Raw genomic sequence first — 12,071 nt, forward strand, 5'->3', positions numbered from 1 at the left:
GACGATGAGGTGAGAGAATCGCTTTTCATCGGCTTGCCATGGGCCACGGCGGAGCGGAGTCCGCCGCTCCTTGTTTTTGGCACTCATGACTTCACCTCCTGGATGATGAGGAAGGAGATGAGCTCGAAGTCATCGAGACCGGAGATGGAATCCACGAGGGCGGTGGTTTTTCCGGGAGTGAAAAGGCTGTCGATGTCGCCCTCTTCCTTCACGTCGATCATCGAGCGGATGGCCTGGCCTAACATTCTGGTGTAAAACCTCATGTCGCGGCCGTCGCGGGTGGCCTCGTTGAACTGTGTGCAAAGCTCCTGCGAGGGTTCGGCACGGCCCTTGCAGGCGGTGCGCGCGAGGTCGAGCAGGCGCTTGACCTCGGTGTGACGGGTGACGACCTCGCCGTTTTCCCCGATGTAAACGAGGTAGTAGGGATGGAGGCGGTTGCGCTGGTCGATGTTCACGCCGTCCTCGCGGTTGCGGAGGGTGAAGAGCGCGCCCGGCATCAGGCCGCGCGCGGGATCGGCGGGGACGATGGCGTGCATGCCGTTGGGCGTGCGCGATGGATCGCCGTGCTCGTTCATATAGCTGACGAGATCCATGCGGAAATCGTTGAGGCCGAGATCGGTGATGGAGATCCCGGTTTTCAAGTCCTCCATCTCGATCACCTCGTCCTGAAGGCGGCGGAGTTGTTCTTTGCGGTAGGAGATTTCGTTGGCTTTCGGATCGAGCGGGTTGTCACTGCCGGTGGCGCTGGCGTCGGCGATGACCATGCGGTTTTCGACTCGCTCCTTGAGGTTGATGTATTCATCGAGCGAGATGTCCGGCCAGTAGTTGACGAGCTGGATGACGGTGTTTCGCGAGCCGATGCGGTCGATGCGCCCGAAGCGCTGGATGATCCTAACCGGGTTCCAGTGAATGTCGTAATTGATCAGGTAGTCGCAGTCTTGGAGGTTCTGGCCTTCTGAAATGCAGTCGGTGCCGATGACGAGGTCGATCTGATGAAGCTCGCCAGGCATGATGAGCGCCTTTTCCTTGGAAAGCGGGGAGAACAGGGTCATCACGTCCTGGAAATCGTAGCCTTGCCCGATGGTGGTTTTCGGGCCGGTGGTGCCGGTGATTTTCCCGGTGTGCAGGCCGTAACGCTTGAGGTGGTCCTCTGCGATGCAGTCGTAAAGATAGTCCGCGGTATCGGCGAAGGCGGTGAAGAGCAGGACCTTGCGGTTGCCGGGATTGATCGGGTTGCCGACTTTGCCCCGGATGTGATCGATGAGGTGCTGGAGCTTGGCGTCGTGCTCCGGCGTGACTTTTTCCATTTCCACGATCAGGGCGCGGATGATGGCGTGGTCGTTTTCGATGGCGCGTTTCCACGACGGCAGGTCGAGGTCTTCGAGCGAGATTTCCATTTTCCCGCCGAAGGTGATTTCGTCGGGGGACGGGAGGTCGTCGTCGTCGGGATCGAAGTCGCCGACGATGGCGCTGGTCACCGATTTCAGGGAAGCCTTGCCGGATTCGTGGCTGGCGATTTGCTTGAGCATCGCCTGGTTGGTCGCAGCGAGTTTGCGGAGCGTGAGACGGAAGGCCTGGACGGAGCTTTCGAGGCGCTTGAGGAGATTGACCGTCATCAATGCGCGGATGCCCCGCTGCTGGCCGGCGAGGCTGACATTGCGCGAGATGCCTTCGAGGTCGTCGCGGAAGGACTCCTCGTAATTCGATTTCCGGCTGGCGAGGATGAACTCGGCCGGAGTGTAAACGGCGAGTTCGATCTGGGTGAGTTGCTCGTAGATGGCATCGAAGTCATGGACGTCGGTGCGGGCGGTGAGCGGCGGCCGGAATGATAATGGCGGCAGGCGGTCCGGGAAGGTGCCGATTTCCGCGGTGTCGTAGTGGGCCTGGATGTGTTTGCGCGAGCGGGCGATGGTGACGCTGTCGAGCAGCTCGAAGAATTCGAAGTCGAGCGACTTGAGGATGGCGTCCGGCGTGCGTTCTTCGGGCGGCAGCTTGCTCCAGCGGGTGAAGGCGGCCTGGGCCTGGCGGAAGATTTCCTCGATGCTGTTGCGGGTATTGAGCTTGGCGCTGAGTTTTTCCGATTCGCCTTCGTAGGCGAGGGCGAGCTGGTTTTTGAGATCGGCGAAGCGGTTGTTCACCGGCGTGGCGGACAGCATCAGCACCTTGGTCTTCACGCCGGAGCGGATGATCTGGTTCATGAGCCGCTCGTAGCGCGATTCCCTCTCTTCCTCGCCGGGCGTGTGGTTGCGGAAGTTGTGGGATTCGTCGATGACGACGAGGTCGAAGTTGCCCCAGTTGATCTGTTTGAGATTGGTGCCGTGGGAATGGCCGCGGGTGCGCTGGAGGTCGGTGTGATTGAGGACGGTGTAGTGAAGGCGGTCCGCGGCGAGGATGTTGGTCTTGAGCGGGCTGTTATAGGTGAGCCAGTTATCCGCGAGTTTCTTCGGGCAAAGGACGAGCACGGATTTGTTCCGCAGCTCGTAGTATTTGATGACGGCGAGGGCGGTGAAGGTTTTGCCGAGGCCCACGCTGTCGGCGAGGATGCAGCCGTTGTAGGTTTCCAGCTTGTTGATGATGCCGACGGCGGCATCGCGCTGGAAGTTGAAGAGCTTTTTCCAGACCACCGATTCCTGATAGCCGGTGCGGTCGTTGGGCAACACGTCTTCTGTGATGTCTTCGAGAAACTCGGAGAAGATATTATAGAGCATCACGAAGTAGATGCGTTCCGGCGAGTTCTCGGAGTAAATGTTGGAAATGTGCTCGCAGACTTGGCGGGTGACGTCCTCGAGTTTTTCCCGGTCGCTCCAGATTTGCTCGAACAAGCGCAAATAGCCGTCGGTCATGGCGGCCCCGGAGAACTTGTTGACGATGTTGGAAAGCGCGCTGCCTTGCTGATAGCCGAGATCGACTGCGGTGAATCCCTGGAGCGGGAAATAGACATCGGCCTCGCGGTCGGTCGGCTGGATGCAGGCCATTTGCTGCATCAGGGACTTGGTGGCGTTCGAGCGGAAGGTGACTTTCCGCCGGATCCACTCGGCGCATTCCCGGGCGATGGCACGCTGGGTGAGTTTGTTGCGGAGCTGGATCTCGAACTCGGTGCCGTAGAGGCTGCGCTCGCGTTCGAGCTTGGGGATGAAGAACTCGCGCTTTTCCTTCGGCAACTTGTCGGTCGCCTGGCCCTGCACGAAGGTGGGCGAGGTGAAGATGAATTCGACGGACTCCACCTGCTCCAGCTCCGCCTTGAGTGCCTCGTAGGCGTAGATGGAAAAGCACGAGGCGGCGATCTTGAGCTTCGCGCCGGGGGTGACGGTGCGTTTCAGATCGTCGCCGAGAAGGCTGGTGATGTTGTCGAGGAGGGTCAATGCGGTGGATGCGGGAATCGCTCCAACACGAAAATCCGACCGGCCACACCACTCGCCGGACACGCGGCCACGACAAAGGAATGATTCCAAAACAACGTCTTTTTCGCGGAAGGAGGCATAAAAATGCGTCCTTCCGGGTGGACGGGGAGTGATAAAGTCGCAACTAGACGACCGCAACGGCCTTTAGCCGACCCCCGTAGGAGCCGACCTGGACATGCGCCGTCGCCTCCCCGGCCTTTTGGGTCGGTTTGGCGACATCGTTGCGGTCGATGCCAACCGCTAGTTGAGAGGTTTATCAGGCCCCATCCGCCAAGGCGGACTCCGCGAGTGAATGCGGGAGGCGTCGTTGGGGCAAGGAGAAACGCCGGAACGGACAGGGCTGTCTCCTTTTGGGATGGGCCCCGAACGGTTCGGCACAGGTCAAAGATTTTAAAACCGCGAATCTGGCGAATCGCGCGAATCCTTGGAGATTAAGAGAGGATTTCGCGGGCTCAGGCTTCAAACTTTGCGATCTTGGCGGCTTGCCGATGGAAACCAGTGGGTTGCGAAGGCCAACCGATGCGTTGCGAGGACCGAAGTGGCCGTTGCTAAAGCCGAAGCGGTCGTTGCTGAGGCCGAAGTGGTCGGTGCGAGGGCCGAAGCGGTCGTTACGGAGGCCGAAGCGGTCGGTGCGAGGGCCGAAGCGGTCGTTACGGAGGCCGAAGTGGTCATTGCGAAGACCGAAGTGGCCGTTGCTAAGGCCGAAGTGGTCATTGCGAAGACCGAAGTGGTCGTTGCGAAGGCCGAAGTGGTCGCCCGCGCCGGGGGCGTCGATTGCGCGGCGGCTACAAGGAATTCATCGGATTGATCCAGCTCAGGCCAGGAAAACGGGCGAATCCTTGATCGGTGCTGACCAGTGTGGCGCGGTGCTCGATAGCGAGTGCGGCGAGCCAGACATCGTCGACGTCGTTGCCACAGAGGTTGAGGGCGGTGATGAAATCGGAAAATATCCCGGCATGGCGGGAGCCGGCAGCGAGACGGCGGGTGCCCGGATAGCTCCACAAATCGTCTCTCCAGAATCCAAGGGTTTCGGCCATCGGCACCAATTGCAGCTTCGGCAGCGTGGGAATCCTCAGCAACGCGGTTTCCACCAACTCGCACAGACCGATCCCGTCGCCTGCAGCGGCGGTGCTCGTCAGCCATCGGCGGCAGGAATCATGCTCGGCGGAATCCTTGCGCAGGGCATGGATCAGCACATTTGCATCGGGGAGGAATAACGCCATCAGGATTGGGGAGCGCGCAGGCCCAGTTTGGCAAGATCATGGGCTTCCTGCTCTTCGTCGGCCACCCGGCGGATTTCCTCCCAAGTCCGGGAATCCGGTTTCGCGGCAGCGTAAGCCCGAAACGCGTGGGGAGTTGCGGGCAGGGTTGTTTTTTTCTCCAACCGCAAGCGCAGCCCCTCTTCGAGAAAACGGGTCAGACTCACTCCCGCCCGGGCGGCTTCGGCTTTGGCCTCCCGGTAGAGGTGATCGTCAATGCGAAGAGTCGTTTGCATGAAAGCAAAATAGCTTTTGAAAGATTTCTGTCAAGTTTTGGAAGCCCGTGGCTGAGGGCTTGTGAGCGGCGGTTTGCATGGCTAGCCTGCGGCGATGTTCTTCCCCGATTTCGAGTTCAACACGTGGCTGGGGTTGGTCGCGTTGCTGGTTTTTTACGTGGTGGGGATTCTGCATGTGCTTCACGCGCTGATGCATGTGAGGACGTCGCAGGGAACGATCGCGTGGGTGGTTTCCCTGCTGACGGTGCCATTTCTGGCCATCCCGCTCTACTGGCTGCTCGGGCGGACGCGGTTTGCCCGCAACGTCGGCGGGCGGCGGGAAAATGACAGCCGGCTGGGACGGCTGGCGGCGACGATGCGGCAGCGTCTGGGCCATTACGAGGTGGACATCCCGGATGACGACGCCTTCGAGCGGGCGGCGCAGTTTTTGGGCGGCTTGCCATTCACCCGCGGAAACGAGCTGGAGTTGTTGATCGACGGCGAGAAAACCTTCGGTCGGATTTTTGAGGTGATCGCGGCGGCGGAGAACTACCTGTGCGTGAACTTTTTCATCGTCAAAAGCGACACGCTCGGCACCCGTTTCCAGGAGGCGTTGATCGAGCGGGCGAGGGCGGGGGTGAAGGTCTATTTCCTGTTCGACGAGATCGGCTCGCACAAATTGCCGCGGCGCTATTTGAAGGAGATGAAGGCGGCGGGAATCGAGTGCCGCTCGTTCGGAATCAACCGGTATTGGTGGTCGCGGTTTCAGGTGAATTTCAGGAACCACCGGAAGATCGTGGTGAGCGACGGCAAGACGGCGTTCATCGGCGGCTTGAACGTGGGCGACGAATACATGGGCCGCGACCGGAAGTTCGGCGAGTGGCGGGACACGCATTTGAAGATGCAGGGGCCGGTGGTGCAGGCGGTGCAGCTGGTGTTTTTGGAAGACTGGTTCTGGGCGTCCAACCACGTGCCCGAACTGCATTGGGACACCCAACCCGAGGCGGCGGACCAAGTGGCGGCGGTGATCCCGACCGGGCCGGCCGACCCGGCGGATTCGTGGCAACTGGTGGTGGCGGAAGCGGCGAATTCCGCGCGGAAACGGCTGTGGATCGCCTCACCGTATTTCGTCCCCGACGAGGGCGTGCTTACCGCCCTGCAAGCCGCCGCGATCCGCGGGGTGGATGTGCGGATTCTCATCCCGGAGCGGGCGGACCACACGCTGGTCTGGCTTTCGGCGTTTTCCTACTACGAGCAGTCGATTCCTTTCGGCGTGAAACTGTTCCGCTATCACAGGGGATTTCTCCATCAGAAGGTCATGCTGATCGATGACCGGCTGGCGGCGGTGGGCACGGCCAATTTGGACAACCGCTCGTTCCGGTTGAACTTCGAGATCACGGCGTTTTCGGCGGACCGGAAATTCGTCGGCGAGGTCGAGGCGATGATGGTTTCCGACTTCATCCACTCGCAGGAAGCAAAGGTCGGCGACTTCACCGGCAAGCCGTTTTTATTCCGGGCGGCGTGCCGGGCGGCGCGCTTGTTCGCGCCGATCCAGTGACAACAAAAAAGGCCCGGCCGACTGAACGACCGGGCCTTGGGAGAAATTTACGGGAAATTACAGCTTGGCGACGCGGCCGAGGTCCGGACGCTGGCGGACGATGTTTGCCAGCATCTTGCGGCAATGATCGTAGTTGGTGCGCTTGCTGAGCAGTTCGGCACTGCGGGTGAACGAGCCCCATTGGACGACGGTCAACTCGACATTCCGGCGGCCCCACTGAGCCATGATGTCCTTGTTTGGCTTGTAAATATCGACGGTGCCGGTGCCGAGAAGCGCCGAGCCGTAGTCATCGACCACGTAGAGATAAGGCAGGCCCTTGATCCGGAAAGTGGTGCCCACCGGGTAGAACGACCAGTCGGCGGCGGCGCTGCGGACCCGGTTGTTGTAGCGGAGAACGGTGCCGGTGGCGTTCTTGTTGCCGTAGATCAAGTGGTCGGACTCGCTGCAGGTGTAAGCGGTGGTGCGGACGATCCGGTTGCGGTCGCTGAACGCGTAAACCGGCATCGAGTGCTTGTCGCGGGGCTTGCCGGCGGCGGCGGCCATGACGACCGAGGAGGCCTGAGGCAGCGCGAAACTTTCGTTTTTCGCGTAAGTCCCGGAGCCGGAATGAATCGAGGATTTCGAGATGATGTTAGGACCAGAGCTGCCGCAGCTGGTGAGAAACGCCGCGGCAACCGCGAGCGAGAGAAGGGAAAGAGATCGATAAATCATGCGGTGGAGAAGGGAATGAGCGTCGGCTCAGGCTGAATCAACTTGGCGAGGCATAGGCGGGGTTACCCGCCGGGGCAAACCGAAAAAGCCCTCCCGGGATAATTTACATTGTATGAGCATTTACAATCAGCGAGTTGTGGGATTTTCGTTTGAAACTAATTGGTCCGTAAATCCGTGATTTCATGAATTTCACCGCGTCGCGGCAGGTAGCCAGACCCTCGCTCCGGCACTCCGCTCGGAGGCGGCCCGGAAGAATCCCTCCAGCCCGCGGCGGGAGTCGAGGTCCGCCACGGCGTCCACGGCCCGGCCCCACCGCCAGCGGAACCCCGCGTCGCGGAGTCGCAGCGGCTCGGCCCAGCGGCTTTTCAAAACCAGCTCGGTTTCCGTGCCCATCAGCCGCGCGCCGATTTCCAACATCCAGCGGCGGGCGGGCAAACCCAGCGGCATGCCCACCGCCTCGCGGAAGGTCCGCATCCACTCGCGGTTGGTCGGGAACTCCGGCGCGGTGACGTTGATCGTGCCATCGAGGAACGGGTCGCTGATCGCGAAATCCACGGCCCGCAGGAAATCCTCCATGTGAATCCAGCTAATCCGTTGGTTGCCGGAACCCATCGCCCCGCCGAGACCGCGGCCGGTGAGTTTGCGCAGCACATCGTAAACCGTCGCCTCCTCGTTCGCCAGCACCATGCCGATCCGCAACGCGAGCTTGCGCGTTTCCGCCGGCACGTCCGCGCCGTAAAACGCGTCTTCCCACGCCTGCGCCACCTCGCAGGAAAACCCCTCGCCCGGCTCGCCGAGCCAATCGTTCTGCGGCTGGTCCTCCGCGTGGCGATACCACGTCGCGGTGCTCGCGTTGAGCCAGGTTTTCGGCGGCGTCTTGCAGTCGGCGATCGCCTCGCCGATGACCCGCGTGGCATCCACCCGCGAGTCGATGATTTCCCGGCGGTTCTTCTCCGTGTAGCGGCAGTTCACGCTGCGCCCTGCTAGATTAATGACGGCTTCCGCGCCTTCCAGCGCGAGCGCCCACGGGCCGACGGTTTTGCCGTCCCATTCGAGAAACATCCCGTCGCCACTCCAGCCCTCGCGGCTGCGGCCGATGGCGACCACCTCCTTGCCGCTGCGGGCGCAGTGGCGGGTCAAGTAGCGGCCGAGAAATCCATTGGCTCCGAAAATGACAATTACTGGGTTCATTGGGGCTTCCTTATTGTTTTTGTTTCCGTCTATCTCGGCTTTTCAGAAAACTCTGAAAACCGTTGTCAAATTTTTCAACCTCAGCCGAGCAGTTTGGTGGCGAGTTGCAGGGCGAAGCCGTGCTTCATCGAGGAGATCCGGTCCGACATTTTCGAGGCGAAGCCGACGAAATCCTCAAGCGCCCGCATCTGATCGTGGAAAGCTTTTCCCTCCGGCGTGTCGATGCCCTCGCTCACCTCGGCGCACTTGTGGAGAATCGCCAGCGCCGGCTCGATCTCGCGGCGTTTCCGCTCGCGGGCGACAATGGTGAAAATCTGCCAAACGTCCTTCTCCGCCTCGAAAAAATCGCGGCGTTCGCCTTTTTTCACCACCGAGCGGAGCAGGCCCCACGCGACCAATTCCTTGAGGTTCGAGTGGGCGTTACCGCGGCTGATTTCCAGCTCCTCCATCACCTCGTCCGTCGTCAACGGCTCCGGCGCGGTCATCAGCAGCGCGTGGATCTGGGCCATCGTCCGGTTGATCCCCCACTGCGAGCCGAGCGCGCCCCACTGGGCCACGAACTCGTCGCGGGCGAGTTTAAGTTTTTCGGTTTCGGTGCTCACGGATTTCAGTAAATACTGAAAATTCAGGAGCGGCAAGCTAAAATTGCTCCGCTGCCAAAATCTCTGGCGGTCATCGTAAAAACCAGATACTAGCAAGTAATGGATAGATTGTCGATTTTGATCGCTCCATTCCTGTCAACATGACCCTCCCTAACCACCATGAAACATTGCCACCACTCCGTTCCCGCCACCCGCATTTTCCACCCTGAACGGCATGCGCGAGCATGGCTCGGCGTCTTGTGCGTCGTGGGAAGTGCTTTCACCCATGCCGCTCCCGTCGCGATCACCGGAACGGGAAACTACTCGCAGAACTTCGACACGCTGCCAGCCAGCGGGTCCGCCACCTGGGCCGATGACTCGACCCTTCCGGGGTGGTATTCCCAACGAAGCGGTAGTTCCGGTAACTCCATCATCGCGGACCCCGGTTCCGAAACGGCAGGAAATCTTTACAGTTATGGCTCCACCGCGGAACGGGCGCTCGGTTCGATCGGCTCCGGCACTGCCATGGCGGGAAACTTCGCACACGGAGTCCAGCTCCAGAACACCTCCGGCGAGGCCGCGACCGTGAATTCCCTAGCCTACACCGGCGAGCAATGGCGGAAGGGTGGCGAGACCGTGGCGCAGGTCGTCACGCTCTGGTATCAGATCAGCCCGACGCCTATCACTTCGCTGGCACCCTCGGCCGATACCGGTTGGACCGCTGTTCCGGCTGGAAATTTCAGCAGCCCCGTTAATACCGACACTGGAACTTCCCTCAATGGAAACGACTTGGCCAACCGCACCACGATTTCGATCAATCCGAACATCTTCGTCCCGGCGGGCAATTACCTGATGATCCGTTGGAAAGACCCGGATCACGCCGGCACCGACCATGGTCTGGCCATCGACGATATTTCGCTCGCATGGATCGCCAGTCCCGTCATCAGCCTGAGCCCCGGCGCAATCGCGTTTGTCGGCTTCAACGCGGATGGCGACGACGACCTCGCCTTCGTCGCGCTGGCTGCCATCTCGCCAAATGCTGTGATCCGTTTCACCGACAACGCGTGGAATGCCTCTCCCGTCGGGGCTGGCGGCGAATTTTCCGCCCTAGAAGGCGTCGTCACGTGGACGGCACCCGCCGGTGGCGTGGTGGCGGGCACGGTGGTCAGTCTCAACAACCTCTCATCACCAATCCGCAGCGCCAGCGTTGGAACCGTCGTCAGCTCCTCCGGAAGTCTAAATCTCAATGTCAATAATGAAACGGTCTACGCCTATCAAGGAACGCCGCTGATTCCCACGGGTTTCCTCGCGGTGATTGCCACCCATGTCGGCGACTCGACGGCAGGCACCGGCTTGAGTCCCTCGCACGTTATTCATCTCCCGGATGACGAGGACGTCGCGGCTTACACCGGCTCCCGCTCCAATCAGGCAAATTTCGCGGCCTACCTCACGCTGCTCGGCGACGCCGGCAACTGGCTAACACAAGATGCCGATCTCGACCAAAGCACCGACGGCACCGCTCCGGATGTCCCGTTCGCCTCCACCGCCTTCACCGTGACGGGCGCGGAAAATACCTTCGCATCCTGGCTCATCGCCAACGCTCCCGGCGAAAGCGCGGCGCAGGATCGCGACCACGACGGCCTGCCCAACGGTGTCGAGTATTTCATGGGAACCGCGGGCAATGCCTTCACCGCCCATCCGGGAATCGTTTCCGGCGCGGTGTCCTGGGCACGTGCCGCCGGCACGACGATCGCCGCTTTCAAAGTGGAAGTATCGACCAGTTTGGACACGTGGGAGGATGCGAACATCAACTACGCGGCAAACCTGAACATCGGCACCAGCCAAGTCGTCTTCACCATGCCGAGCGGTCCGCAGAAACTCTTCGTCCGACTCAACGTGACTCCTTGATTTGAACGGCTCACGCCCGGCTTGCGGGAATGGGGTCATGCAAGATCAAGTCCGCGCCATGCGAAGTGTCCCGGCTGTCTCAGCCGGGAGCGGCGGCAAATCGTTTGGTTGCGGGAACCTCCAGCGAGGGGAATCAAATTCCCTTCCTCAAATCCCGCAGGCTCCACAGCCCCCCTGTCGCAGCGGCCGCGTCGCCGCGCATCTTCCTCGCCCCGTCCCTGCGATTTTTCCCGAAACGATCGCGGGCGTTCGCAAACGCCTCGTTCACGAAAACCCTGCTTCCGATCACCGCCGCGCCCATGCCCTTGCGCGTCCGCCTCGTTTCCTCCGCGCCATCCCGGCCGATCCGCGTTACGGTCTTCTCCACCGCCCCCGCCATCAATAGTTTCCGGTATTCCTGTGAAACATCGTTCGCCCAAATCGAATCATCCGCTCCGCATCCCTTGTGCGCCCGGTTGAACCACTGGGTAAAGCGCTGCAACAGCCCCTTCATGAACTCACCCAGATCGTGCATCCGGTATGCGAAACGCCCGTGAATCCTGCCTACCAGCACCGACTCCTCGCCACGCCCCTCTTTCACCAACTTCCTCGCCTCCGCCAATTCCGCCGCCACCCCGGCGACGAACGCCTCACTGTAGATCGCCCCAAGCCGCCTCAATAACTCCCCATCCGTAAGTCCGTCCTCCGCCATCGACGGCACCTCAAGCAGAAGGTGGAAGTGATTGTCCATCAGGCAGTAGGAAACCACCCGACCGCCGGTGAACTTCTCCTGCATCCGCATCAGGGTCCGGAACCTCTCCTTTTCCACCACCCCCAGCACAAAGCGCCGGTCCACCACCCGTGAAATGCAGTGGTAGAACACCGGCTTCTTCTCCGAATGCCGCCCCCCGCGCCCGCCCTGCGGCCCGACCGGCGCTTTCAACGGCCTTTCACCCAAACCACATCTCCAAATCCGCCATCGCCGCCCTGACGTTCCCTGCTGCCCCGGCCGCAATCATACCTGAAAGAAAACTGAACACCTGCCGTAGCTTCTGAGTCCACGCGGACTTGTTGATCCAAGCGACACCCCAGACACCCGGAACCCATGATCAAACGACGTGATTTCATCAAAACCGCAGCGGCCGGAGGCCTGCTGATGTCACCCGCCATGCAGGTCATGGCCGCCAGTGGCAGGCAGCCTTTTCGCATCGGCGCGTGCGACTGGTCGATCGATTGCCGGGGCGAATTGAAAGCCTTCGACGTCGCCA

At 61.0% G+C, this 12,071-nt stretch carries 11 protein-coding genes; 4 read left to right on the plus strand and 7 right to left on the minus strand.

Annotated features, from left to right (window positions below; all coding sequences use genetic code 11):
• Nucleotides 1-83: 83 nt before the first annotated feature.
• On the minus strand, nt 84-3,362 hold the full coding sequence (locus tag AC4DF4_RS05390; RefSeq protein ID WP_490047085.1) for a helicase-related protein: 3,279 nt from the start codon (nt 3,360-3,362) through the stop codon (nt 84-86).
• 577 nt (nt 3,363-3,939) lie between these two features.
• Between AC4DF4_RS05390 and AC4DF4_RS05395 the strand changes: the two genes are divergently transcribed.
• On the plus strand, nt 3,940-4,209 hold the full coding sequence (locus AC4DF4_RS05395; protein ID WP_490047086.1) for a hypothetical protein: 270 nt from the start codon (nt 3,940-3,942) through the stop codon (nt 4,207-4,209).
• Here the strand turns inward: AC4DF4_RS05395 and AC4DF4_RS05400 are convergent.
• Both AC4DF4_RS05400 and AC4DF4_RS05405 read right to left on the minus strand, forming a co-directional pair.
• The gene (locus AC4DF4_RS05400) at nt 4,187-4,624 is read right to left on the minus strand and encodes a TA system VapC family ribonuclease toxin (protein WP_490047087.1); all 438 of its coding nucleotides are present in this window, start codon (nt 4,622-4,624) and stop codon (nt 4,187-4,189) included. The genes AC4DF4_RS05395 and AC4DF4_RS05400 overlap by 23 nt on opposite strands.
• A complete protein-coding gene (locus tag AC4DF4_RS05405; protein WP_490047088.1) occupies nt 4,624-4,896 on the minus strand; it encodes a hypothetical protein in 273 nt (90 codons plus the stop codon). The genes AC4DF4_RS05400 and AC4DF4_RS05405 overlap by 1 nt, the downstream gene beginning before the upstream one ends.
• Nucleotides 4,897-4,990: 94 nt before the next feature.
• Between AC4DF4_RS05405 and cls the strand changes: the two genes are divergently transcribed.
• Nucleotides 4,991-6,433, plus strand: a complete 1,443-nt coding sequence (gene cls, locus AC4DF4_RS05410; protein ID WP_490047089.1) for a cardiolipin synthase — start codon at nt 4,991-4,993, stop codon at nt 6,431-6,433.
• Between the two features lie 57 nt (nt 6,434-6,490).
• Here the strand turns inward: cls and AC4DF4_RS05415 are convergent, their stop codons facing one another.
• The 3 genes from AC4DF4_RS05415 to AC4DF4_RS05425 form a co-directional block, all read right to left on the minus strand.
• Complete coding sequence (locus tag AC4DF4_RS05415; protein ID WP_490047090.1) at nt 6,491-7,144, minus strand: 3D domain-containing protein; 654 nt, start codon at nt 7,142-7,144, stop codon at nt 6,491-6,493.
• Between the two features lie 189 nt (nt 7,145-7,333).
• Nucleotides 7,334-8,335 (minus strand): TIGR01777 family oxidoreductase, encoded by a 1,002-nt coding sequence (locus AC4DF4_RS05420; protein WP_490047091.1) that lies wholly within the window; start codon nt 8,333-8,335, stop codon nt 7,334-7,336.
• Nucleotides 8,336-8,415: 80 nt separating this feature from the next.
• Nucleotides 8,416-8,937 carry a GbsR/MarR family transcriptional regulator gene (locus tag AC4DF4_RS05425; protein WP_490047092.1) on the minus strand — a complete coding sequence of 174 codons (522 nt, stop codon included), beginning with the start codon at nt 8,935-8,937 and terminating at the stop codon, nt 8,416-8,418.
• A 159-nt stretch (nt 8,938-9,096) separates the two neighbouring features.
• Between AC4DF4_RS05425 and AC4DF4_RS05430 the strand changes: the two genes are divergently transcribed.
• Entirely contained in the window at nt 9,097-10,824 is a 1,728-nt protein-coding gene (locus AC4DF4_RS05430) for a hypothetical protein (RefSeq protein ID WP_490047093.1), read from the plus strand.
• A 133-nt stretch (nt 10,825-10,957) separates the two neighbouring features.
• Here the strand turns inward: AC4DF4_RS05430 and AC4DF4_RS05435 are convergent, their stop codons facing one another.
• On the minus strand, nt 10,958-11,686 hold the full coding sequence (locus AC4DF4_RS05435) for a transposase (RefSeq protein ID WP_490047094.1): 729 nt from the start codon (nt 11,684-11,686) through the stop codon (nt 10,958-10,960).
• Between the two features lie 222 nt (nt 11,687-11,908).
• Here AC4DF4_RS05435 and AC4DF4_RS05440 point away from each other — a divergent pair.
• Nucleotides 11,909-12,071, plus strand: a 163-nt coding sequence (locus AC4DF4_RS05440; protein ID WP_490047095.1) for a twin-arginine translocation signal domain-containing protein, incomplete at its 3' end; no start/stop codon positions are given.

The organism is Luteolibacter sp., assembly GCF_058122085.1.

Coding starts and splice junctions, on each gene's coding strand:
- AC4DF4_RS05400 (WP_490047087.1), bottom strand. CDS start 4,624: ATGGCGTTATTCCTCCCCGATGCAAATGTGCTGATCCATGCCCTGCGC.
- AC4DF4_RS05405 (WP_490047088.1), bottom strand. CDS start 4,896: ATGCAAACGACTCTTCGCATTGACGATCACCTCTACCGGGAGGCCAAA.
- cls (WP_490047089.1), top strand. CDS start 4,991: ATGTTCTTCCCCGATTTCGAGTTCAACACGTGGCTGGGGTTGGTCGCG.
- AC4DF4_RS05415 (WP_490047090.1), bottom strand. CDS start 7,144: ATGATTTATCGATCTCTTTCCCTTCTCTCGCTCGCGGTTGCCGCGGCG.
- AC4DF4_RS05420 (WP_490047091.1), bottom strand. CDS start 8,335: ATGAACCCAGTAATTGTCATTTTCGGAGCCAATGGATTTCTCGGCCGC.
- AC4DF4_RS05430 (WP_490047093.1), top strand. CDS start 9,097: ATGAAACATTGCCACCACTCCGTTCCCGCCACCCGCATTTTCCACCCT.